This window comes from Nonomuraea sp. NPDC049750 (assembly GCF_040659625.1).
Taxonomy (GTDB): Bacteria; Actinomycetota; Actinomycetes; order Streptosporangiales; family Streptosporangiaceae; genus Nonomuraea.
This window is the reverse complement of record NZ_JBFANB010000021.1, coordinates 54,501-79,080: the sequence shown is the minus strand read 5'-3', so window position 1 is coordinate 79,080 and position 24,580 is coordinate 54,501. Positions and strand designations below refer to the sequence as shown.

General features: G+C 72.7%; 10 protein-coding genes. 1 reads left to right on the top strand and 9 read right to left on the bottom strand.

The genetic code is table 11. From position 1 onward, the window contains the following. Positions 1-40 precede the first annotated feature (40 nt). The 6 genes from AB0J16_RS39970 to AB0J16_RS39945 all read right to left on the bottom strand — a co-directional run bounded on the left by AB0J16_RS39970 (position 41) and on the right by AB0J16_RS39945 (position 21,201). Complete coding sequence (locus tag AB0J16_RS39970) at positions 41-2,605, bottom strand: ABC transporter permease (protein ID WP_358549885.1); 2,565 nt, start codon at positions 2,603-2,605, stop codon at positions 41-43. Next, positions 2,605-3,381, bottom strand: a complete 777-nt coding sequence (locus AB0J16_RS39965; protein ID WP_358549883.1) for an ATP-binding cassette domain-containing protein — start codon at positions 3,379-3,381, stop codon at positions 2,605-2,607. The genes AB0J16_RS39970 and AB0J16_RS39965 overlap by 1 nt, the downstream gene beginning before the upstream one ends. A 142-nt stretch (positions 3,382-3,523) precedes the next feature. Then, positions 3,524-16,630: an SDR family NAD(P)-dependent oxidoreductase gene (locus AB0J16_RS39960; RefSeq protein WP_358549881.1), complete on the bottom strand. Its 13,107-nt coding sequence runs from the start codon at positions 16,628-16,630 to the stop codon at positions 3,524-3,526. Positions 16,631-16,763: 133 nt separating this feature from the next. Beyond that, on the bottom strand, positions 16,764-17,981 hold the full coding sequence (locus tag AB0J16_RS39955; protein WP_358549879.1) for a type III PLP-dependent enzyme: 1,218 nt from the start codon (positions 17,979-17,981) through the stop codon (positions 16,764-16,766). Next, the gene (locus AB0J16_RS39950; protein WP_358549877.1) at positions 17,978-19,477 is read right to left on the bottom strand and encodes an AMP-binding protein; all 1,500 of its coding nucleotides are present in this window, start codon (positions 19,475-19,477) and stop codon (positions 17,978-17,980) included. Before AB0J16_RS39950 ends, AB0J16_RS39955 begins: the two co-directional genes overlap by 4 nt. A 161-nt stretch (positions 19,478-19,638) precedes the next feature. Then, entirely contained in the window at positions 19,639-21,201 is a 1,563-nt protein-coding gene (locus AB0J16_RS39945; RefSeq protein WP_358549875.1) for an AMP-binding protein, read from the bottom strand. A gap of 93 nt (positions 21,202-21,294) precedes the next feature. Between AB0J16_RS39945 and AB0J16_RS39940 the strand changes: the two genes are divergently transcribed. After that, positions 21,295-21,537: a phosphopantetheine-binding protein gene (locus AB0J16_RS39940; protein ID WP_357951452.1), complete on the top strand. Its 243-nt coding sequence runs from the start codon at positions 21,295-21,297 to the stop codon at positions 21,535-21,537. Positions 21,538-21,602: 65 nt separating this feature from the next. Here AB0J16_RS39940 and AB0J16_RS39935 read toward each other — a convergent pair whose 3' ends face one another. From AB0J16_RS39935 to AB0J16_RS39925, 3 genes are read right to left on the bottom strand one after another with little or no spacing between them, the layout of a single operon-like run. Then, on the bottom strand, positions 21,603-22,547 hold the full coding sequence (locus tag AB0J16_RS39935; protein ID WP_358549873.1) for an ACP S-malonyltransferase: 945 nt from the start codon (positions 22,545-22,547) through the stop codon (positions 21,603-21,605). Then, positions 22,540-23,466: a proline iminopeptidase-family hydrolase gene (locus AB0J16_RS39930; RefSeq protein ID WP_358549871.1), complete on the bottom strand. Its 927-nt coding sequence runs from the start codon at positions 23,464-23,466 to the stop codon at positions 22,540-22,542. Before AB0J16_RS39930 ends, AB0J16_RS39935 begins: the two co-directional genes overlap by 8 nt. Continuing rightward, positions 23,463-24,578, bottom strand: coding sequence for an aminotransferase class V-fold PLP-dependent enzyme (locus tag AB0J16_RS39925; RefSeq protein WP_358549869.1), 1,116 nt, complete (start codon positions 24,576-24,578; stop codon positions 23,463-23,465). Before AB0J16_RS39925 ends, AB0J16_RS39930 begins: the two co-directional genes overlap by 4 nt. Positions 24,579-24,580 lie beyond the last annotated feature (2 nt).

Sequence of the window (24,580 nt, the reverse complement as noted above, 5' to 3'; positions counted from 1 at the left end):
AATTCCTCCAAATTATTTATCGCGTCGAATGGGACGCTACCTATGCGCGGATGACCGCCCGACCCCTAGGGGACCCCTCACGCTCCCCTGTGCGCGGCCGGATGATCGCCCACACGGGAGACAGCGTCGCCACCAGGGCGGACAGCGTGGCGGAGCAGATCACGGCCAGATAGACCCATGCCGGCCCCGGGGGCATCGGTGAGCCGTTGACCGCCATGGCGAACGGAATCAGGATGGGGGCGACCGCCGCCGTGCCGAGCACGACGCCGACCATGGCGACCACCACGGCCTCGATCCCCACCATGCGCAGGATCTGGCCACGGGTGAACCCGATCAGGCGCTGCAGACGGAACTCTCTGCGCCGCGAGCCGGCTCCCATCGCCTGGGCGCTGATCACCGAGATGCCGGCGAAGATGATGATCACTCCGGTGAACAGATAGTTGATCCAGGCCCGGGTCCGCCCCTGCTCGACGGCGGTCATGGACGGCCCGATGCCGTCACTGACCCGCAGCGTGGGCAGGCGGCCCGTCGCCTCGACGAGGTCGGCGCGCAGTTTGCGCGGGTCGCCGCCGGGCGCCGCCCGGACCAGGATCTGGGTCGGCGAGCCGGCGGTCGTGTGGGCGGCGAGCAGCGTGGCGGGCATGAGGATCATCTCGCCGCCGGGCCGGTCCGCGAGCAGCGCGACCACCCTCAGGTCCACTTTGGCGCCGTCTCCCAGTCGCAGGGTGATCGCGTCGCCGATCCCCTTGCCGAGCTCGCGGGCGTGCTGCCGGGTGAGGGCGACGGAGTCGCCACGCAGCCCGGTGAGCGTGCCCGCGGTGAGGGAGATGTCCGTGACCCCCGCCGCGCCGTCCGCCGTGAGGCCCAGGAGCGGCCAGCCGTGCTCGCTCTGCGATGGGTCGTACGGGCTCTCGACGAACCCGCTGCTGGTCGCCAGCTCCGACGCGGCCATGACCCCTGGGACGGACCGGACGCGGCCGAGCAGACCGGGACCGAGGCCGCCGGTGATCACGTGGTCGGCCCGCAGGTCTTCCAGGCGGACCTGCCGGACCTGGTCGGCCTGCGTCATCTGCAGATAGATGTTCGCGGTGCTGATCCCGGTCGCGAGCATGATGGGCAGGATCGCGGTGGCCATGCCGAACGGCCGGGCGCAGCTGTTGAGCAGGGCGAGGCGGCCGATCGTCCTGGGCCGGGCGCGTACGGCCCGGCCGACCAGCCCGCTCATGGCCTTGGTCATCCTGGACGCCACCACGGCCACGCCGAGGATCACCACGATCGCGGCGAGGCAGGCGACGCTCACCGCGGCCGAGCGGATCATCACCATGGCCGAGCAGATCGTCGTGCCCACCACGCCGAGGCAGATCAGGGCGAGCGCCGCCCGTGCCCGGTCGAGCCCATGGTCCTGCGGCACCGAGCTGAGCGCCGTGGCCGGGCGAGGTCGCGCGGCCCGCCAGATCGGGAAGAAGGCGGCCGCCAGCCCGGTGCACAGGCACACCGCGGCCGCGAGCGCGGCCGGGAGCCAGCCCGGGTCGAACCGCAGCGCCGCCGGTACGACTCCGTCGCGCACCAGGTGCCCGAACAACTGACCGCCGAGGTGGCCACCGAGCACCGTGCCCGCCGCCGTGGCGACCACCGCGATCGTCGTCACCTCACCGAACATCATCAGGCGGACGCGGCGCGGCGGCGTGCCCATCGCCTGCAGCAGCGTCAGCTCCGGCGCCCGGTGCTCGACCAGGAGTTTCATGGTGCTGACCAGGACGAGCATGCCGACCAGGAGCGTCGTGCCGCCGATCAGGCCGGCGATGGTGATCAGGTTCTCGCGGCCGGCGCGCGCCTGCGCGAACTCGGCGAGCCCGCGGTCGTCCCCGGTGAGCGTCACCGCGGACTGGCCGCGCAGGGTGGCGCGCACCCGGTCGGCGAGCGCCTGCTCGCCCGTCCCTGGCACGGGGATCACGGCTATCGCGTCCACCGAGTCCGGATGGCCGGACAGCCACCGCGCGTCGTAGGGCGTGAAGAACATCGCGGCCGCCGTAGCGGTACGTCCCGCCGCCGGGGCGACCACGCCGGTCACCCGGAAGGTGGCGACGGCGCCACGGGCCACGACCTGGATCCTGTCACCCACGTGGCCGCCCGATCGCGCGGCGAGCGCCGCGTCCAGCACGACGTCTCCGGCCGTCGCGGGCGCGCTGCCGGACCGCAGCTCGTACGGCAGCAGCCCCGCCGAGGTCCATTCGTGCCCCGTGGCCCGGGGCGCGGCCCCGCCGAGCATGGTGACGGGGATGGAGACGTCGCCGATGACGTCGGCGACGCCGGGCACCGCCCGCACGGTCTCCAGCAGGGACCGACTCAGGCGTACGGTCTCGGACAGGCTCGCCCATTCGGCGTCGTCGTCGCGGGGGTCGGCGTCCGGCAGCCGGTAGGACGGGTCGCCCGCGACCACCACCGCGGCGCCGGCCAGCCGCTCGGGCGGGAACGCGGCCTGGATCCCCGCCGCCATCAGCCCCGCGCAGGCCGCCACGATGGCGGTGGCGGCGAAGACCGTGGCGAGCACCGCCGAGAACGCGCCCCTGCGGTGGGACAGTGTGCGCAGGGCCAGGCGCCACATCAGGACGGCTCTCCCCGGTCCCACATCGCCAGGTGGGCCATCCGTTCCGCCGCCGCCTTGCCGGGCGGGAGCTCCAGCTCCTCCACGACCCGGCCGCCGGCCATGAAGAAGACGTGGTCGGCGTAGGCCGCGATCCGCGAGTCGTGCGTGGCCACCACCACCGTCTGTCCCGCCCGCGCCGCTTCGCGCAGCAGGCCGAGCACCTGGCCGACGCCCTCGTTGTCCTGCGCGCAGGTGGGCTCGTCGGCGAAGATCACCGGCGCCCGGCCGACCAGGGCCCGCGCCACCGCCACCCGCTGCTGCTCGGCGAAGGACAGCCGGTGCGGCAGGTCGTGCAGGTGGTCGGTCAGGCCGATCTGGGCGATCACCCGGTCCAGCAGGACGGTGTCGACGCTCCGGCCGGTCAGGTAGCCGGGCAGCGCGATGTTCTCCGCCACGTTGAGCGCGGGCAGCAGATTGGACCCTTGGAAGACGAAACCGAGCCGGTCACGCCGCAGCCTGGTCAGCGACGCGTCGTCGAGGTCGGTCAGCTCCTCGCCGTCGAGGAGCACCGACCCTGACGCCGGCCGCTCCAGTCCTGACGCGCAGCGCAGCAGCGTGCTCTTGCCGGATCGCGACGGCCCGATGACCGCGGTGAGCGCCCGTTTCCGGCAGCCGATCGTGACGCCGCTCAGCGCCTCGAAGCTGCCCTTCCTCGTGTGGTACGTCTGTCGTACGGAATTCAACCGAACGATGTCGTCCTCTTCGCTCCTTGGATTGTCCGCAGGTCTGCTCATAGAACGGATGCTAATCACCGATTCATATTCCGCGCATCGGCCTGAAGGGCCATCCGTGCCCTCCTCTTCAGGGATGGTTCGGTGGCATGAACGGTACTCGGGACGGAAAATCGGACTCTTTGTCGGCGGCCATGACATGGCATCAGAATTCTTTGTCGAGAATATTGAAAAGTTCTTCGGCGCTGGCCGATTCGAGCGTCGGCTCCGCCGGGTCCTCCGTCCGGCCGTGCGCCTCGGCCCACTTCGCCGTGAGCGCCTTGAGCCGGGCGGTGATCCGCGCGTGCCCGTCGGGATCCGGTACGAGCCGGTCCAACGCCTGTTCGAGCTCGGCCAGCTCGGCCTCCAGCGGTTCGGCGGCCGGGTCGTCGTCGCCGAGCAGTTCGGTCTTGATGAAGGCGGCCACGGCTTCCGGCGTCGGGTAGTCGAAGACGAGCGTGGCGGGCAGGCGTACGTCCGCCGCCGCGCTCAGCCGGTTGCGCAGCTCGACCGCGGTCAGCGAGTCGAACCCCAGCTCCTTGAACCCCCGCACCGGATCGACCGGGTCCTCGGTGTCGTGGCCGAGCACGGCGGCGACGTGGGTGCGTACCAGGCTGAGCAGCATGCGGTCACGCGCCGCCCTGGACAACGGGGTCAGCCGGTCCGTCAACGAGACGGGTGCGGCGGCGGGGGCCGTGACCGAGGCCGTGACGGGCGCCCGCCCGACAGGGGCGGTGACCAGGCCACGGAGCATCGGCGGCGGCCCTTCCTCCCGCGACCGCACGGCCGCGAGATCCAGCCGGATCGGCACCAGCGCGGCCTCGTCGAGCGCGAGCGACTCGTCGAACAGCGCCAGCCCCGCCTCGGCCGACAGCGGCAGCAGGCCCGAGTGACGCAGCCGGCGCAGGTCGGCCTCGCCGAGCTGGGCGGTCATGCCGCCCACCTCCGGCGCCCACATGCCCCAGGCCAGCGAGAGCCCCGGCAGACCGGCCGCCCTGCGGTGCGCGGCCAGCGCATCGAGGAAGGCGTTGGCCGCCGCGTAGTTGCCCTGCCCGGCGGCGTCGAGCGTGCCGGCCGAGGAGGAGAAGAGCACGAACGCCGACAGGTCCAGATTTTTCGTGAGTTGGTGAAGATGCCAGGCGGCGTTGGCTTTGGGCCGCCAGACCGTGTCCACCTGCTCGGGCGTGAGCGAGCCGATGACGCCGTCGGCCACGACGCCCGCCGTGTGCACGACCGCGGTCAGCGAACGGCCCGCGAGCAGCTCCGCGAGCGCGTCGCGGTCGGCGACGTCGCACGCCACGACCTCGACGCGGGCCCCCTGCTCGATGAGCTCCGCGCGCAGCCGGTCGGCGCCCGGGGCGTCGAGCCCCCTGCGGCCGACCAGCAGCAGGTCGCGCACGCCGTGCTCGGCCACCAGATGCCGGGCCACCAGCGCGCCGAGCCCGCCCGTGCCGCCGGTGACGAGCACGGTGCCGGCGCCGCCGATGGGCGTGGGCACGGTCAGCACGATCTTGCCGGTGTGCCGGGCCTGCGCCATGTACCGGAACGCCTCGGGCGCGCGTCGCACGTCCCAGACGCGGGTCGGCAGGGGTGCGAAGGTGCCCTCCTCGAACAGCTTCACCAGCTCGGTCAGGATCTCCTGGGTCCGGTCCGGCCCGGCGTCGGAGAGGTCGAACGGCGCGTAGCGGACGCCGGGGGCGATCGTCTCCACGTCCCGGATGTCGGTCTTGCCCATCTCCACGAACCGGCCACCGGGAGCCAGCATGCCCAGGGAGGCGTCGGTGAACTCACCCGCGAGCGAGTTGAGCACCACATCGACCTGGCCGAACTTCTCCGCGAACTCCAGCGTCCGCGACGAGGCCACATGCGCGTCGTCCAGCGGCAGCGACGCCCACTTGGCGGGACTCGCCGTACCGAACACCTCCGCGCCCAGCCACCGCGCGAGCTGCACCGCCGCCATACCGACCCCACCGGCGGCCGCGTGCACCAGCACCCGGTCCCCTGTTTTAAGGTCGGCCAGATCAACAAGGCCGTAGTAAGCGGTCGCGAAGACGGCCGGCACGGCGGCCGCGTCCACGAAGGACCAGCCGTCCGGCATGTGCACCACCATCCGGTGATCGGTCACCGTATAGGGCCCGAAACCACCCTCGAACAGCCCGAACACCCGGTCTCCGGGGGCGAACCGGGTGACGCCGGAGCCGACCTCGACGACCACGCCGGCGCCCTCGCCGCCGATGGACGTCTCGCCCGGGTACATGCCGAGGGCCATCAGGACGTCGCGGAAGTTCAGGCCGCAGGCCCGCATGGACACGCGTACCTCGAACTCCTCCAAGGGCCGCCGGGCCGCGTCGCAGGCAATCGCCGCCAGGGCGTCGATCGTCCCCGGCTCGGTGATCTCCAGATGCCAGGACTCCGCACCGGGCGGCGGCTTCAGCAGGCCGTCCTCGCCGGTCCTGGCCAGCCGCGGCGCGAGCGCGTCGCCCTCGCGAAGGGCCAGCTCAGGCTCCTGACCAGTCAGTACGGAGGGCAACGCCCGGTAGGAGTCCGCCGTGCCGTCCACGTCGACGAGGAGGAACCGGCCGGGGTTCTCGGCCTGCGCGGCACGTACCAGACCCCAGACGGGGGCGTGGGCCAGGTCGGGGGTGTCGTCGTCGGCGCCGGTCCTTACGGAGTCACCGGTCACCAGCACCAGCTTGGCGGCGCCGAAGCGCTCATCGGCCAGCCAGCCCTGCAGCAGGCCGAGCGTCCGGCCGGTCAGCTCGCGCGCGTCCGCCGAAGGATCCGCCGACGCGGGCTGATGCCCGGCCGGGCCCAGCCCCGCCGACGCGAGTTCGCGTCCTGCGGAGACCAGCCCCGCAGGCTCGTACCCGGCGCGGACCAGAACCGTCGTCGGCGGCGGGCTCAGCGCGGCCAGCGCGGCCAGGTCCGGGACGACGCGCGCGGAGAGTCCCGCGGCGCGCAGGCCCGTGAGCAGTTCGCCGTCGTCGGCGCCGAGCACCGCCCAGTCGTCGCGCGAGCCGCCGACGGCCACGCGCGTCCACTTCACCTGGTACGGCGAGGCGCCCGCCCCGCTCCGGCCGGCGCCGAGCCCGGCGCCGGAGACGGGCCGCATGGCCAGCGAGCCCACGCTGGCCAGCGGCGCGCCCGTCGCGTCCGCAACGGTCAGCAGCGGCGCGCCCGAGCCGTCGGCGGACACCTGGACGCGGGCGGCGGTGGCGCCGGTCGCGTACAGGCTGACGTCGGTCCAGCTGAAGGGCAGCTCGACCCGAGGATCCCCGGGCGCCATCGCCCTGCCGTCCCGGGGATCCTCGGTCGCCAGCCCGATGGCGTGCAGCACGGCGTCGAACAGCGCGGGATGCAGGCCGAAGCTGCCCGCGTCCGCCACCACGCCGTCGGGCAGCTCAATGTCGGCGAACACCGCGCCGTCGCGCCGCCAGGCCGCGCGCAGCCCTCGGAAGGCGGGCCCGTATTCGGTGCCTTCGACGGCCAGCCGCGCGTAGAGGTCGCCGACGTCGATGGGCGTGGCGCCGGGCGGCGGCCATTCGGCCAGGTCGAAGGCGGGTGGTTGGTCCGCGACGGCGAGCGTCCCGGTCGCGTGCCGGGTCCAGGGCCGTTCGCCCGTGGTGGCCCGCGAGTAGACGGTCACCGTACGGCGGCCCGAGTCGTCCGCCCCGGAGACGATCACCTCGATCGTGACGGCGTCCCGCTCCCCCAGCACGAGGGGTGCCTCCAGGGTCAGCTCTTCGACGAGGTCGCACCCGGCCTGGTGACCGGCCGCGACGGCGAGCTCGACGAAGGCCGTGCCCGGAACCAGCACGGTGCCGAGGATCCGGTGATCGGCCAGCCAGGGGTGACCGGCGAGCGAGAGCCTGCCGGTGTACAGCGACCCACCGGTGTCGGGCAGCTCGACCGCGGCGCCCAGTAGCGGGTGAGCCGCGGCTTCGAGCCCGAGCGAGGCGGGATCGCCGCCGTGGTGGGCGAGCCTCAGCCAGTAATGGCGACGCTGGAAGGCGTAGGTGGGCAGATCCACCCGCCCGGCTCCAGCGTAGAAGGTGTCCCAGTCCACCTCCGCCCCGCGCGCGTACGCCCTGCCGATGGCCGTGACCAGTTGCCCGGCCTCGTCCCGGTCTCGCCGCAGCAGCGGCACCGCGACCGGTGTGGGTTCCCGGTCCGTGGCGCCTTCCTGCACCAGCCCCGACAGCACCGCGTCGGGACCCAGCTCCAGGAGGGTCCGTACGCCCCGCTCGCGCAGGAAGGCGACGCCGTCGGCGAACCGTACCGGCTCCCGCACGTGCCGCACCCAGTACTCGGCCGAGAACCGCGACACCGGCTCACCGGTCAGGTTCGACACCACCGGGATCGCCGCGTCCTGGTACTCCAGTCCGGCGGCCACCTCACCGAAGGCGCCGAGGATCGGCTCCATGCGGTGGGAGTGGAACGCGTCGCTGACCCGCAGCCGCCGGCACCTCAACCCGCGCCGGCCGAACTCCGCCGCCACCCGCTCCACCGCGGGCTCGTCGCCCGAGACCACGATCGAGGCCGGTCCGTTCACCGACGCGATCTCCACCTGGCCCGCCACGTCGGAGAGCTCGGCCAGCAGCTTGGCGACCGTCGCCTCTCCGGCCGCGACCGCGAGCATCGCCCCGCCCTGCGGAAGCCCCCGCATCAGCCGGCCCCGCGCCGCCACGAGCGCGCACGCGTCCTCCAGTGACAGCACGCCCGCGACGTGCGCCGCCGCGAGTTCGCCCACCGAATGGCCCATCAGGTAGTCCGGCGCCATCCCCCACGACTCCAGGAGCCGATAGAGGGCCACTTCCACGGCGAACAGCCCCGTCTGGGCGTACTGCGTCTGGTCCAGGAGGTCCGGCCTGCCCCACATCACCTCGGTCAGGGGCACGTCCAGATGGCGGTCCAAACCCGCCGCGACCGCCTCCAGGTGCTCCTTGAAGGTGGGGAACGCCCTGGTCAGCTCCAGGCCCATCCCTACCCGCTGGCTTCCCTGGCCGGTGAACATGAATCCCAGCCCGGCGCCCTCAGTGTCCCCGGGACCGCTCACGACATCGACCGGCTCGGCCCCTTCGGCGACCCGCGCCAGACCCGCGACCAGCTCCGCCCGATCGGCCGCCACCACGACGGCCCGATGGCTCAGCAGCGACCGCGTTCTGACCAGCGAGTACCCCACCTGCGCGGGGACCATGTCCTCGGCAGCCGCCACGAAGTCCCGCAGCCGCTCCGCCTGCGCCCGCACCGCGTCCGCGCCACGCGCGGAGACCACCACCGGCACCGGTACGTCGGCAACCGGCGCCCCAGCGGGGACCGGCTCCTCGGCCGGAACGCCCTCGATCACCACGTGCGCGTTGGTCCCGCTGATGCCGAACGACGACACGCCCGCCCGGCGTGGCCGCCCGTCGCGGTCCTGCCAGGGGGTCGCCTCGGTCACCAGCGACACCGCGCCCGCCGACCAGTCCACGTGCGAGGACGGGGCGTCGACGTGCAGCGTCTTCGGCAGTACGCCGTGCCGCATCGCCAGGACCATCTTGATCACACCGGCGACGCCGGCCGCGCACTGGGTGTGCCCGATGTTGGATTTGACCGTGCCCAGCCACAGCGGCCGATCCTGCGGACGGTCTTGCCCGTACGTGGCCAGCAGCGCCTGCGCCTCGATCGGGTCCCCGAGCGTGGTGCCGGTGCCGTGGGCCTCGACCGCGTCGATGTCGGCCAGGCCGAGACCGGCGTTGGCCACCGCCTGGCGGATCACCCGCTGCTGGGACGGCCCGTTCGGGGCGGTGAGCCCGTTGCTGGCGCCGTCCTGATTGACCGCACTCCCCCGCACGACCGCCATCACCTGGTGGCCGTGACGGCGCGCGTCGGACAACCGCTCCAGCAGCAACAGACCCACACCCTCGGCGAACGCCGTACCGTCCGCCGCCTCCGCGAACGCCTTGCACCGCCCATCCCGCGCCAGACCCCGCTGCCGGCTGAACTCCACGAAGATCTCCGGCGTGGACAGCACGGTCACCCCACCGGCGAGCGCGAGCGTGCTCTCGCCACGGCGCAGCGACTCGCAGGCCAGATGCAGCGCGACCAGGGACGACGAGCACGCCGTGTCCAAGGTGACGGCCGGGCCCTCCAGGCCGAGCGCGTAGGCGACGCGGCCGGACATCACCGAGCTGGAGTTGCCGGTGATCAGGTATCCCTCCACCTCCTCGGGCAGGGGCCCGGGCCCGGTGCCGTAGCCGGTGGCGGAGGCGCCGACGAACACGCCCGTCGAGCTGCCCCTGAGGTCGCCGGGGTCGATGCCCGCGCGTTCGAGGGTCTCCCAGGCGGCTTCGAGCAGCAGCCGCTGCTGCGGATCGGTGGCCAGGGCCTCACGCGGCGAGATCCCGAAGAAGGCCGCGTCGAAGTCCCCGGCCTCGTACACGAAGCCGCCGACCCGCACATAGCTGCTGCCGGCGCTCTCGGTGTCGGGGTCGTAGAGCCGCTCCAGGTCCCAGCCGCGGTCGGCGGGGAACTCCGACATCGCGTCCCGGCCTTCGGCGAGCAGGCGCCACAGCGCCTCCGGCGAGTCGACACCGCCGGGATAGCGGCAGCCCATCCCGACGATGACGATCGGATCGTCGTCGAGCGGGGCGGCGGGGGTGGCGACCGGCGCGACGGTGGCCGCCGCGCCGAGCAGCCTGCCCTTGATGTGCTGGGCGAGCGCGGCGGGCGTCGGATAGTCGAAGACCAGCGTCGCGGGCAGCCGCAGCCCGGTGGCGGCGTTGAGCCGGTTGCGCAGCTCGATGGCGGTCAGCGAGTCGAAGCCGAGCTCCTTGAACGCCCGGCCGGCGTCCACCGAGCCGGCGTCGGCGTGGCCGAGCACGGTGGCGGCCTGCGCCCGGATCAGGGAGACCAGCACCTGGTCGCGGTCGTTCTCGGGCAGCCCGGCCAGCTGCCGCTCCAGCGCGGAGGCGACACCGCCGGGTACGGCGCCCGCCGCGACGTTGCGCTGCGCGGGCGCGTGCACCAGGCCGCGCAGCATCGGCTGGACCCCGGCGGGGTCGCGCCGCATCGCGGCGAGGTCGAGGCGGATCGGCGCCAGCAGGGCCTCGTCCACCGTCAGGGCGGCGTCGAAGAGCGCCAGCCCGTCCTCGGAGGACAGGCCACGGGCGCCCGACCGCTCCATCCGCGCTATGTCGGCGTCCTGCAGATGGGCGCTCATGTTGCTGCGCTGTTCCCAGAAGCCCCAGGCCAGCGATACTGCGGCGAGGCCGTGCGCGCGCCGGTGCGCGGCCAGCGCGTCCATGAACACGTTCGCCGCCGCGTAGTTGCCCTGCCCGGCATCGCCCAGGACACCGGCCGCGGAGGAGAACAGCACGAACGCCGACACGTCGAGATCCCGCGTCAGCTCGTGCAGGTTCCACGCCCCGTCGACCTTGGGCCGCAGCACCGCGTCCACGCGCTCCGGCGTCAGCGCGGCCACCACGCCGTCGTCCAGCGCCCCGGCGGTGTGCACCACCCCGCGCAGCGGGGCCTGTACCTCGGCCAGCACCTCGGCCAGGGCCGCCCGATCGGCCACGTCGCAGGCCACGACCCGCACCCGCGCGCCCGCCCCGGACAGCTCCTCCAGCAGTTCCGGCGCTCCGGCGGCCGAGATCCCGGACCGGCTCACGAGCAGCAGATCCCGTACGCCGTGCACCGTCACCAGATGGCGCGCCACCAGCGCGCCCAGGCCGCCCGTGCCACCGGTGACCAGCACCGTCCCGCCGCCGCCGAACGTGGGCGGCATCGACAGCACGATCTTGCCGGTGTGCCGGGCGAGCGACATGAACCGCAGCGCCTCGCCGGCCCGCCGCACGTCCCAGACCCGGACCGGCGGCAGCGACAGCGCGCCCCGCTCGAACAGGGCCATCACCTCGGCCAGCAGCTCGCCCAGCCGGTCGGGACCGGCCTCCATCAGGGAGTAGGGGAGGTAACGCAGGCCGGGGTGAGTGTCGGCGACCTGGCCGGGTTCGCGCAGATCGGTCTTGCCGATCTCCAGGAACCGGCCGCCCTCGGCGACCATGTCCAGGGAGGCGTCGGTGAACTCACCGGCCAGCGAGTTGAGCACCACGTCGATCTGGCCGAACTTCTGCGCGAACTCCAGTGTCCGTGAGGAAGCCACATGCGCGTCGTCCAGGGTCGTCGACGCCCACTTGCCGGGGCTCGCCGTACCGAACACCTCCGCGCCGAACGACCGGGCGAGCTGCACCGCCGCCATTCCGACCCCACCGGCGGCCGCGTGCACCAGCACCCGGTCACCTGCTTTAAGGTCGGCCAGATCGGCCAGGCCGTAGTAGGCGGTCAGGAACGCCACCGGCACCGACGCCGCCTGCGCGAACGACCAACCGGCGGGCATCGGCGCCAGCAACCGCCGATCCGTCACTCCCACGGGACCGAAGGCCCCGTCCAGCAGCCCCAGCACTCGATCACCGGGCGCCAGATCGGCCACGGCCGACCCGACCTCCAGCACTACGCCCGCGACCTCGCCGCCGATGGGCTCGCCGTGTTCGGGCACCATGCCGAGGGTGACGACCAGGTCGCGGAAGTTGAGACCGGCCGCCCGCACCGACACCCGCACCTCGTCCGGCCCCAGCGGGCGGGCCGCTTCCGGGCAGGGAACCAGGGACAGGCCGTCCAGGCTGCCCTTGACCGCCGCGTCCAGGCGCCATTCCGCGACGCCCACGGGCAGGGCCAGCGTGTCCTTGGTGGCCGCGCGGGCCAGCCTGGGCACCAGTACCTCGCCGGATCGCACGGCCAGCTGCGGCTCGGCGAGCGCCGCCAGCACGGCGGGCACCGGCACCTCGGAGTCGTCGAGATCCAGCAGCACGAACCGGCCGGGATGCTCCGACTGCGCGGACCGCAGCAGGCCCCAGACCGGCGCGCTCGCCAGGTCCCGAACCTCCGCGTCCGACCCCGCCGCCACCGCGCCGCGGGTCACCACGACGAGCCGCGCCGAGGTCAGCCGCTCGTCGGCCAGCCATGCCTGTACGAGCCCCAGCGCCCGATGCGTGGCCGACCGCGCGCCACCCACCACTTCTCCCGGTGCGGAGCCGTCCGGTCCGACGCCCGCAAACGGTTCGGAGCCGTCCGACCCGACGCCCACGAACGGTGCGGTGCCGTCCGACCCGACGCCCACGAACGGTGCGGTGCCGTCCGACCCGACGCCCACGAACGGTGCGGAGCCATCCGGCGAGAAGCTCACTCTGTCCGACCGGAAGCTCACGAACACGGTGTCGGGGAGCGGATCCGACGAGGTCAGCGCCGCCAGGTCAGCGTACTCGGCCCTCGCGACGCCCGTCCGGCGCAGGCCGTACGGGTCCGGCCCGAGCACCGCGGCGCCCCCGGCCAGAGCCGGCGTCGGCTGCGCGGCAGGCGCCGCCGTCCACTCAACGCGGAACAGCGAATCCCCATGGGCCACCGAGGCGGCGGAGAGCTGCTGCGCCGAAGCCGACCGCGAGACCAGCGAGCCCACCGTGGCGACGGGCGCGCCCGAGGCGTCGGCCAGCCACAGCGACAGGGTGTCGGGACCCGAGGGCGACAGCCGGACCCGCACGGCCGCCGCACCCGTGGCGCGCAGGGACACGCTGGTCCAGGCGAAGGGCAGGCTCAGGCGATCGTCGGCGGGGTCCAGCAGCGACCCCGCGTGCAGCGCCGCGTCGAGCAGCGCCGGATGCAGGCCGTACAGCTCGGCGTCGCGGGTCGCCTGCTCGGGCAGCCTGACCTCGGCGAAGACCTCGTCACCGCGCAGCCACGCCGCCTTCAGCCCTTGGAACAGCGGGCCGTAGCCGTAGCCGGCGTCGGCGAGCCGGTCGTAGAGGCCGTCGAGGTCCGCGGGCGTCGCGCCCTCCGGCGGCCACTGGGCCAGGTCGAAGACCTCGGGTGCGTCATCGGGGGCGACGTACCCGCTCGCGTGGCGGATCCACGGCGCGTCGGCCGGGGCGTCCTCCGCCCGTGAGTGCACGGTGATGCCGCGTCGTCCCGCGTCCTCGGGCGCTCCGACGGACACCTGCAGCCACACCCCGCCGCGCTCGGGTACGACCAGCGGGGCCTCCAGCGTCAGCTCCTCCAGCAGGCCGCAGCCGACCTGGTCGCCCGCCCGGATGGCGAGCTCGACGAAGGCGGTGCCGGGCAGGAGCGGCGTGCCCGCGGCGGCGTGGTCGGCCAGCCAGGGGTGCAGCTGGAGCGAGAGCCGTCCGGTCAGGAGGGCGCCACCGGATTCGGCGAGTGTCACGGCCGCGCCCAGCAGCGGATGGCCGGCGTCGGTCAGCCCCGCCGAGGCGACGTCACCGGCCGAGGTGCGGGTCTCCAGCCAGTAGTGGCGGTGCTGGAAGGCGTACGTGGGCAGCTCGACCAGGTTCGCGCCGGGGAGGAGGGCGGCCCAGTCGACGGCCACGCCACGCACGTACGCCTCCGCGACCGAGGTCAGCGCGCGGCGCAGATCGCCTTCCCCACGGCGCAGGGTGCCGCCGGCGAACGCGTCGGCTCCGGCCTCGTCGATCGTGTCCTGCACGCTCATCACGAGCACCGGGTGGGCGCTCATTTCGAGGAACGCGTCGTGTCCTCCGGCGAGCAGCTCCTCGATCACGGCCTGGAACTCGATCGGCTGGCGAGCGTTGTGGAACCAGTAGTCGGCGGTCAGCTCGCCGGTGTCCAGGAGTTGACCCGTGACCGTGGAGTGGAACGGCACCTCTCCCGGGGCCGGGGACACGGTTTCGAGCAGCCGGGTCAGCTCCTCGCGCAGCGGGTCGACCTGGTCGCAGTGGGAGGCGACGGTGCTGGCCAGGAGACGGGCGCGGACGCCCGCCGCCTCGTACTCGGCGACGAGCTCGGCGAGCGCCTGCTCGTCGCCCACCGCGGTGCACGACGATGGGCCGTTCTTCGCGCCGATGGACAGCCGTCCGTCCCAGCGGGCCAGCCGTTCCTCCACCTCACCGGCCGCCGCGGCGATGGCCGCGATCGCGCCCTTGCCCACCAGGCGCTCGGCGAACAGGCGGCTGCGCAGCACGATCACGCGTACGGCGTCGGCCAGGGACAGCCCGCCGGCCACGTACGCGGCGGCGACCTCGCCCTGGGAGTGGCCGACGACGGCGGCGGGCCGCACGCCCAGCGACTTCCAGAGGGCGGCCACCGACACCATCACCGCGAACAGCACCGGCTGGACGACCTCGAGCCGGTCCAGCGAGGGCGCGCCCGGCTCGCCGCGCAGCACGTCGAGCAGCCGCCAGTCGACGTGGGTCTCGATCTCCGCCGCGCACTCCGCCATGCTCCGGGCGAAGACCGGCGAGGTGTCCAGGAGGTCCACCGCCATGCCGGCCCACTGCGAGCCCTGACCGGGGAAGATGAAGACGACGCGGCGCTCGGCGGTGGCCTCGCCCTCGGTCACCTCGGCGGCGGGCTCGCCTTCGGACAGCGCGGTCAGCCCGGCGAGCAGGTCGGTCCGGTCACCGGCGGCGACCACCGCGCGGTGCTGCCAGGTCGAGCGCGAGGTCACCAGCGAGTGGGCGACGTCGGCCGGGCGAAGGTCCTCGTGTTCCGCCAGATGGGCCGCCAGCCGGGCGGCCTGCGCGCGCAGCGCCTCGGGCGCTTTGCCCGACAACACCAGGGGGACGACGGCCGGGGGCGGACCGCCGTCCCCATCCGGGGTGGCTGCTACGGGCGGCTCCTCCAGGATCAGGTGCGCGTTGGTGCCGCTGACGCCGAAGGAGGAGACGCCGGCTCGCCGCGGGGCACCGCCCGCGGGCCAGGGGCGGCTCTCGGTGAGCAGTTCGACCGCGCCGAGGGACCAGTTGACGTACGGCGAGGGCTCGTCCACGTGCAGGGTGCGCGGCAGCGTCTCGTGGCGCATGGCCATGGCCATCTTGATCACACCGGCGACGCCGGCCGCCGCCTGGGTGTGCCCGATGTTCGACTTGAGGGAGCCGATGCGCAGCGGCCCGCGCTCGCCCCGGTCGCGGCCGTACGTGGCCATCAGGGCGTGCGCCTCGATCGGGTCGCCCAGCTTGGTGCCGGTGCCGTGCGCCTCGACCACGTCGACGTCGGCCGGAGACAGGCCCGCGTTGCCCAGCGCCCGCCGGATCACGCGTTCCTGGGAAGGACCGTTCGGCGCGGTCAGGCCGCTGCTCGCGCCGTCCTGGTTGATCGCCGAGCCCCTGATGACCGCGAGCACGGGGTGGCCCCGGCGGCGCGCGTCCGACAGCCGCTCGATCGCGAGGATGCCGACGCCCTCGGAGAAGCCGGTGCCATCGGCGGAGGCGGCGAACGCCTTGCACCGGCCGTCCGCGGCGAGCACCCGCTGCCGGCTGAACGCGGTGTAGGTGCCGGGGGTGGACATCACGGTCACGCCACCGGCCAGCGCGAGGTCGGTCTCGCCGTTACGCAGCGCCTGACAGGCCAGGTGCAGGGCGACCAGGGAGGCGGAGCAGGCGGTGTCGACGGTGAGCGTGGGCCCTTCGAGACCGAGGGCGTAGGCGATCCGGCCGGACACCACGCTCGGGGCGTTGCCCGTCACGAGGTAGCCCTCGACCTCTTCCGGCGCCTTGTCCAGCCGGGGGCCGTAGTCCTGCGGCTCGGCGCCGATGAACACGCCGGCCTGGCTGCCGCGCAGCGAGCGCGGGTCGATGCCCGCCCGCTCGAACGCCTCCCAGGAGGCTTCGAGCACCAGCCGCTGCTGGGGGTCCATGGCGACGGCCTCACGCGGGTTGATGCCGAAGAAGTCGGCGTCGAACTCACCGGCGTCGTGCAGGAAGTGACCCGACCGGACATAGGTGGCGTTGGGCGCGTCCGGGTCGTCGTCGAACAGCCGGTCGAGGTCCCAGCCCCGGTCGACGGGGAACCCGGTGAGGGTCTCCCCGCTCTCGGCGACCAGCCGCCACAGCTCTTCGGGAGTGGTGATCCCGCCCGGATAGCGGCAGCCGACGCCGATGATGGCGAGCGGCTCGTCCGCCCGTGCCCCGGCGGTGACCGGCTCGACTTCGGCCGCCTCCGTATCGGCCAGCCCGAGCACGTCGGTGAACAGGTACTCGACGACCGCCTCGGGGGTGGGGTGGTCGAAGGCGATCGTGACCGGCAGTTCGGCGCCGACCGCCTGGGCCAGGCGGTCGTGCAGCTCGACGGCGGCCAGCGAGTCGAGTCCCAGTTCCCTGAAGCCGCGCTGGGGATCCACCGCGTCGGGGGCGTCTGGGAGCACGGTCCGCAGGACCTCGACGGTCAGGTCGTGCACCAGGTCGGCGAGGAAGCGACGCTGCTCGCTCAAGACACACACTCCGCTCACTCATGTCATTTCGTACTTGCGGTTGACGTCAATCCGGGGGGTGTCACTCGTACTCGCGGCTGAAGTCGATCCGGGGGTGTCACTCGTACTTGCGGCTGAAGTCGATCTGGGGGTGTCACTCGTACTTGCGGTTGAATTCGATCCGGGAGACGGACACCACCTGGTGGCCGTGCGCGACGACCTCGATGGGCGCGGGGTGGCCCAGGAACATCACGAGGCTCGCGGTCATGCCGTAGGCGCCCGCGTTGGGGATGGTCACGACGTCGCCGGGTGCCAGCGGGGGCAGTGAGACGTTCCTGGCGAGGATGTCGCCGGGGGTGCAGAGCGGGCCGACCAGGGTCGCGGGCGACCGTTCGCCCTCGTGGGTGGCGCCGTTGAGCTCCACCGAGACCGGTAGGAGCCTGCCCAGGCCGGACATGCCGCCGAGGGTGTTGATGCCGGCGTCCAGGATGACGAATCTGCGGCCGCGGCTCTCCTTGACGTTGACCACGGTGCAGACCAGCGTGCCGCAGTCGCCGGCCAGGTAACGGCCGGACTCGCAGGCGATCTGGGGCGTGCCCGCCCGCCAGCCGGCGAACTTCGCGTCGAGGACCCTCTCCAGCCCGGCGCGCAGGCCGCCGTACACGGGCCGCTCTCCCCCGGTGAGGTACGGCGCGGCGAATCCGCCGCCGATGTCCAGCAGGCGGATCGGCAGGCCCGTCTCCCGCTCCAGGCGCGCGGCCACCGAGATGGTGTGGTCGAACTCGGCGACGAGGCTCTCCTCGTCCTTGGAGTTGCTCAGGGAGAAGAGGTGCGCCCCCGCCAGCCGCGTGCCGGGCACCGCCCGGAGCTCCGGCATCAGCGCGGGGATCGTCTCCTCGTCGAAGCCGAACTGGGAGGGCGCACCGGTCATCCGGATGCTGGTGGCGGCGCCGGGCTCGGCGCTGTTGACGCGCAGCAGGCAGTCCACGAGCACGCCGCGCCGTGAGGCGACCTGCCCGACATGCCACAGGTCGGTGGGCGACTCGACGGAGAACAGGCGGACGCCGCCGTCGACGGCGACCTCCAGCTCCTCGGTGGTCTTGCCCGGTCCGGTGAGGAGCACCTCGGAGCCGTCGAAGCCCGCGGCGAATGCCGCGTTCAGCTCGCCGGTCGAGCTGATCTCGGCGAGCGCGCCGCCGTCGCGCAGCGCTCGCGCGATCTCCGGGTGCGGGTTGGCCTTGAAGGAGTAGAACAGCGAGAACCCGCCGGGCAGGGCCTGACGCAGGTCCTTCTGCGCGGTGGCGACGCGGTCCAGGTCGTAGACGTACAGCGGGGAGCCGTAGCGAGCGGCGAGCTCGGCGTACCAGTTCACGCGTGACCTCCGTCGAGCAGCAGGGCCAGCTGTTTGCGCTCGTTCTTGCCGTTGAGCGTCAGCGGGAAGCGGGGCAGGACATGACAGGCGGCCGGCACCTTCGCGGGTTCGAGCCGCTGTTTCAGCGCGTTGAGCACGCTGCTGGGCGCCAGATCGGCCTCGACGAAGACCACGAGGTCACGGCCGTCGGCCGGGGGCAGCACCACGGCCGCGCGCACGCCGGGGACGTCCATGGCGGCCGCCTCGATCTCGGTCGTGCTCATCCGGGTGCCCCGGCGTTTGAACATGTCGTCTCTGCGGCCTTCGAAGTACAGGTAGCCGTCCTGGTCGAGCCGGCCGTAGTCGCCGGTGTGCAGGCGGACCTCGCCGGTGACCGGCTCGCGGCGGTAGGCGCGGGCGGTGAGCTCGGGGTCGCGCCAGTAACCGGCCATCACGTTGGGACCGGCGACCACGATCTCCCCGGTCTCCCCGGCCGGCAACGAGCGGCCCGCGCTGTCGAGGATCTCCACCCGGGTGCCGGGCAGCGGACGGCCGACCGCGCCGGGCCGGTCCCGGTCGAGCTCCGGCTCCATGATCGTGACGCGCTTGCACTCGGTGATGCCGTACATGCGCACCACCCGGGCGCCGGGGGCGCAGGCGCGCAGGCTGCGGATGGTCGCCTCCGGCAGCGCGGCCCCGGTGTTGGTGAACATCCGCACCTTCGACACCGAGCCGGTCGCCCGCCGGGCCAGGGTCGCGATCATGCCGCCCAGCGACGGGACGACGGGCACGACGGTCGCGCCGGCGTCGCTGATCTGGCCGAGCAGCATGAGGTCGGATCCGTCCTCGGCCAGGACCAGTTCCGCGCCGCCGAGGGCGGCGAGGAAGATCTGGTAGAGGCCGTAGTCGAAGGACATGGGCAGCCGGCAGAAGACCACGTCGTCCGGCCCGTATCCGAGCACCGCGTTGATCGCCGAGGCGGCGAAGGTGACCTGCGCGTGCGGGCAGATCACCCCCTTGGGCGCGGCGGTGCTGCCCGAGGTGTAGATCAGGATGGCGACGTCCGAGGGCAGGACCTTGACCGGCTCACGCGCGGCCGGCTCACGCGTGGCCGGGTGCTCACGCGTGGTCGGCTCCTGCGCGGCCGGCTGCCCCGCCAGCTCCTCGACCTCGGGCCAGAAGTCGTCGATGTCGCGCACCGGCATGGTGGCGACCTCGCGCATGGCCTCGCCGCCCCCGATGACCAGCGTGGGCTCCGCGTCCTGAAGGACGGAGCGCAGATGGAAGGCCTTCATCTCGGGGTGCAGCGGCACGAAGATCGCGCCGAGCCGCGAGAGGCCGTAGACGATGGGCACCGTCTCCCGCCGGTTGGCCAGCTGGACGATGACCCGGTCCCCCGGGCCCACGCCACTGGCCGCCAGCCGGCGGGCGACGGCGTGGCTGAGCTCGCCGACCCGCTGGTAGCTCCACGCGCCGCGCGCGTCGCGGACCGCGTCGCCCTCGGGTCTCGCGTCCATGGCCTCATCGAGCAGATCGTGGATGAGGCCCGATCGAAGAAACCGCGTCCCGTCCAATATCGTCCTCCCGCCCAGGTGGGAAAAGGAATTTCCAGGAATGTCGATCAATGAAAAAGCAAATCATTGAAAAGTTATCCCGAACCCTGATTTCCAATAGACCCCTACCGCCCCCCTAAAGCGCCCCTCCCCTCTTCCGCGACCCGCTCACGTTTACCCACCAGGCCCGCGGCCAGCTCTCGCAGACCCGCTCTGTCGACTTTTCTGTTGGGATTCAGCGGCAGCTCGTCGAGATACCGATAGTGCCGCGGAATGAGACCGGCCGGCAGTGTCTCGACGAGCCGGGTGGTGAAATCGGTAGGGGGCAGCCGAACGCCGGTGTAGAACACGACGGGCACGGCGGTGCCGTCCTTTTCGGCACTCACGGTGACCGCGTCCGCCACTCCGGCGACGCCGCGCACGGCGTGATCGATCTCGGCCAGTTCGACCCGCCAGCCGTGCACCTGGATCTGGGCGTCGGCTCTGCCGAGGTAGACGAGTTCGCCGTTGTCCGCGACCCGGACGCGGTCGCCGGTGTTGTACCAGGTGCGGCCGTCCCGCTCGACGAATCGGCCCTTGTCGTCGGCCGGATCGAGGTATCCCGGGGTCAGCTGCGGCCCGGTGATCCACAGCTCCCCCTCGTCGTGGACGGTCCGGCCGTCCTCGTCCACCAGGAGGTGGCCGTGGCCGGGATGCACCGTGCCGATCGGGGACAGGCCGTTGACGCAGCGGCCGGGCGAGGTCTGCCCCGACCAGCGGTGACCGGTGATCGTGATCGTCAGCTCGGTCGGGCCGTAGAGGTTCTCCACGATGGAGGCGCTCGCCGCCCGCTGCCAGTCGGCGGCGTCCGCGCACTTCAGCGCCTCTCCGGCGAAGAAGCTCCAGCGCAGGGTAGGCATCGCGCCCGCATCGAGCCCGCCCGTCCTGCGCACCAGGGAGATCGCGCTGGGGGTGGAGAACCACACGGTGATCCCCTGCTCGGCCAGGTATCGGGGCAGGTCTCCGTACGCGTGCGGCGGCACGGCCACCGCGGTCCCGCCGGCGGCCCAGGCGCAGAACAGGTCGAACATCGCGCAGTCGAAGGTCAGGTCGAAGGTCTGCGAGAACACGTCGTCAGGGGTGAAGTCGTAGCGTCCGGCCAGCAGGTCGAAGTAGTGCGCGGTGTTCCCGTGGGTGATGGGCACCCCCTTGGGACGGCCCGTCGACCCCGAGGTGAACAGCACGTACGCGGTGTCGGCGGGGTCGACCGGCCGCGGCGCGGCGAGTGCCCGCCCGCCGCCGAGCGCGTCGGGGGTGAGGACGAGCACGTCCACCCCCTGGGCGCGGAGCTCGGCCGCCCGCTTCTGGCCGCGATCATCGACGATCAGCGCCGACACCCCGGCGGCCTCGATCATCTGGCGGGTCCTGGCGGCCGGGAAGTCGGGCTGGAGCGGCACCACCGCCGCGCCCGCGTACAGGCCGGCGAGCAGGCCCGCGTATGCCGTGCCCCCTTTGTCGGCCAGAACCCCTACGGCACCGAGCGGGCGGGGCGAGGCCCGCAGCAGCGCGCCGGCCCAGCGCAGCGCCGACCGATGGAGCTCGGCGTAACTCGCCGTGTCCGGCCCGGCCCGGAAGGCCGGCCGCTCGGGCGCCATACCGAGGCCGCGCAGGAAATGCGCGTAGAGGGGTCGCGAATAATCTGCGCTCATCTGAACCACCCATTATGGACATTCGCCTTGCCGCCGGATAGCGTCGGCGCCGTGGGCTCGTTAGCGATAACCGTAGAAAGGAAATCAGCTGTCATGTGGGATGCCCGATTCGAAGAACTCCTGCGGCCACTGCTGCCGTTTCTGCCGCCTGATGACAAGCTCGCCGAAAATGCCGATCTCCCCGGTCTCGGCCTCGATTCGCTCGGCATCGTCGAGCTGCTGGCCGCGCTCGAGGAGACGTACGGCGTGCGATTCAGGGACGAGGCGCTGACGAAGGAGACGTTCGCCACTCCGGGCACACTCTGGAAAGTCCTGTCCGGGATTCCCGCGACCTGACCGACCGCCGCCCGACCGGCCGCCCGCCTGATCGACCGGCGCCTGACGAGGTCCACGGGACCTCGTCAGGCCGATGGGACCGACGGCCGCGGCAGTACCGCCATCCTCGGGTTGACCGGGACCACGGTGAAGCTCCGCGTGGTGACCGGCACCCGGCCGAACATGGCGTCCTGGCCGCTGACGACGACCTTCGTGACGTTGAGCCGCCGCAACGTGGCCACCACCTCGGGCCAGCGCAGCGGCCGGACGAAGCCGTCGAGCACCATGGCCCGCACGCCCGCCGCGCCGGTGAGCAGCGTCCCGTCGTGATCGTCGACGACCGGCAGCCGCGGGTCGGTGAAGCGCAGAGCGCCGAACACCTCCTCCTCGGCCCTCTTGCGCAGCGGCTCCAGCACGGCTGAATGCATGGGCGGCCGCATCCTGTACAGCGGCAGCCCGCCGAGCGCCCGGATCCTGCCTTCCAGCCACGCCGCCCGCCGCTCCCGCAGCGAGACCATGTAGAAGTCGTGGTCGATGTAGCAGGAGATGTCGTGCCATTCGCCCTGCTCGCGCAGTTCGGCCAGCAGCTCGCTCAGCTTGTCCTCGGGAACGCGGACGAAGGAGCAGGTGACGAGGTCGCGGTGCTCGTGCGCGAAGTAGTCCGCCGTACAGCGGGCCAGCTCGGCGGTCATGCGCACGGCGTCGGGGAAGGACAGCGCGCCCGAGTAGGCGGCGGCCGCCTTGCCGCCGAAGCTCGGGCCCGCGCACACGTGCGGGGCGATGTCCAGCGTCCGCTCGGCCCATTCGGCCAGGGCCAGGCTGTTCACCAGGAACGCCACCTGGGCCGCCTCGGAGTAGTCGTCCGCGGAGTCGCGGAAGCGGTCGGCCAGCGAGTAGCCCAGCACCTCGTCGGCGCGCGCGACCAGCCGCCGCGCGACGGGGTCGCCGAGCATGAACGCGTCGACGTCGGTGAACCGGGTGGGCCCCATCCCGGGGAAGACGATCGCGGTCCGCATGTCCACTTCACTCACCCAGGCCCTTCAGAAAGTCGATCAGCACCTGGGTGAAGCGTTCGGGCTCCTCCAGGTGCGGCGTGTGGCTGGACTCCTCGAAGACCTCCCACCGCACGTCGGGGATGAGGTCGAAGTACGGTCGCACGGTGGCGGGCGTGGCCTCGTCGTGCCGCCCGGAGATGAGCAGCGTGGGCACCTGGATGTCCGCGACGCGGTCCTCCACGCCCCAGTCACGCAGCGAGCCGATCACGTGGAACTCGCTGGGGCCGTTCATCGCGTAGTAGACCGTCGGGTCGTTGTAGATCTCCATGAACGTGGCGACGAACTCGCGCGGCCAGGGGTCCAGGGTGCAGACGTGCCGGTTGTAGAAGACCATCATCGCGTCGAAGTACTCCTGGGAGTCGGTCGTGCCCGCAGCCTCGTGCCGGCGCAGCGTCTCGTCGACGCCGTCGGGCAGCCGGTCGCGCAGCACCCGCATCTCACTCAGCCAGAGCCGGTAGGAGGCGGGGGCGTCGGCGATCACCAGGCCGCGCAGGCCCGCCGGTCTGGCCGAGGCGTGCAGGGCGGCCAGCATGCCGCCCCACGACTGTCCGACCAGCACGTAGTCGTCGCGCACGTCGAGCCGGCGCAGCAGGTTGTCCAGCTCGTCGAGGAACAGCTGCGGCGTCCAGAACTCCGCCCCCTTGTCCGGCAGATGGGTGGAGCCGCCGTTGCCGAGCTGGTCGTAGTGCACGACGGGCCAGCCGTGCTGGGCCAGGACGGCCAGGCCGACCAGATAGTCGTGCGTGCTGCCGGGGCCGCCGTGCAGGACGACGACGGCCGGACGGCCCGCGCCGCCCGGCTCGCCGGTGATCCGGTACCAGGTCCGGTGCTCCCCGAACGGCACCGTGCCCTTCGCCGCCCGCCCTGCGTTGTGTACGGCGGCGGGCGCGGTCACCAGCCCCGCCTGACGGTGTCCGCGATGTGCGCGCGCTGCTCCTCGGTGATCCACCAGCCGACGGGCACGCACACCACGCGCGGGGCCACATGGTCGAGGCCGGGCAGCAGCGACGCGTACGGGCGCATGACCGTGTGCAGGTCGTTGCGCTCGTGCACGTTGCTGACCATGATCCCGGCCTCGTCCATGCGCTTCATGAAGCCCTCGCGGTCCTCCACCTTCATCGGATAGATCCAGAAGGAGGACTGGCGGTCGGCGGCCCGTTCGGTCAGCTCGACGCCGGGGACGCCGGCCAGCTCCCTGTCGTAGAAGGCGGCGTTGGCACGGTGCCGGGCCACCACCTCCTCCGCCCACGCCAGATTGGCCAGGCCGATGGAGGCGTTGATGTCGTTCATGTGGAACTTGAAGCCCCACTCCGTGACGTCCGGCGGGTTGCGCAGCCGGTCGGCCGTACGGTCGATGCCGAACCAGCGCAGCCGCTCGGCGCGCCGGCGCAGCTCCTCGCTCGGCAGGACGAGAGCGCCCCCGTCGCCGCAGGTCAGGTGCTTGATGGCCTGGAAGCTGAATACGCACAGGTTGCCGTGACTGCCGATCGGCGCGCCGCGGTAGGTCGCGCCCCACGCGTGCGCGCAGTCCTCGATCACCGGCGGGCGGAACCCGAATCTGGCCTCGGCCTGGTCGAGGATCTCGCGGAGGCGGTCGAGGTCGAGGGGGTAGCCGCCGAAGTGCACGATCATGATCGCCCGTGTCTTCGGCGAGATCTTGCGGGCCAGGTCGTCCAGATCGACGTTGAGGGTGGCCGGGTCGATGTCCACCCACTTGACGCGCAGCCGGTTGGCCATGATCGCCCAGTTGGTGGCCTCCATGGTCAACGGCGTGGACAGCACCTCGCCGCCGTCGTCGGCATCCTCGCGGGCGACCATGTGCAGGGCGAGGTGCAGGCCCGCCGTGGCGCTGTTGACCGTGACCACCTCGTCCCGGCCGATCCGCCCGGCGAGCGCTCGTTCGAACTCCTGGACCTTGGCGCCCTGGCCGATCATGCCGCTGCCGATGACCTGGGCGGCCATGGCCGGCGCCTCGGGAGACATCGCCACCCGGAACAGTGGGATCATGC

Excerpts from the sequence above, each read along its gene's own strand:
- AB0J16_RS39970 (WP_358549885.1), bottom strand. The coding sequence starts at position 2,605 with ATGTGGCGCCTGGCCCTGCGCACACTGTCCCACCGCAGGGGCGCGTTC.
- AB0J16_RS39965 (WP_358549883.1), bottom strand. The coding sequence starts at position 3,381 with ATGAGCAGACCTGCGGACAATCCAAGGAGCGAAGAGGACGACATCGTT.
- AB0J16_RS39950 (WP_358549877.1), bottom strand. The coding sequence starts at position 19,477 with ATGGACGCGAGACCCGAGGGCGACGCGGTCCGCGACGCGCGCGGCGCG.
- AB0J16_RS39945 (WP_358549875.1), bottom strand. The coding sequence starts at position 21,201 with ATGAGCGCAGATTATTCGCGACCCCTCTACGCGCATTTCCTGCGCGGC.
- AB0J16_RS39940 (WP_357951452.1), top strand. The coding sequence starts at position 21,295 with ATGTGGGATGCCCGATTCGAAGAACTCCTGCGGCCACTGCTGCCGTTT.
- AB0J16_RS39925 (WP_358549869.1), bottom strand. The coding sequence starts at position 24,578 with ATGATCCCACTGTTCCGGGTGGCGATGTCTCCCGAGGCGCCGGCCATG.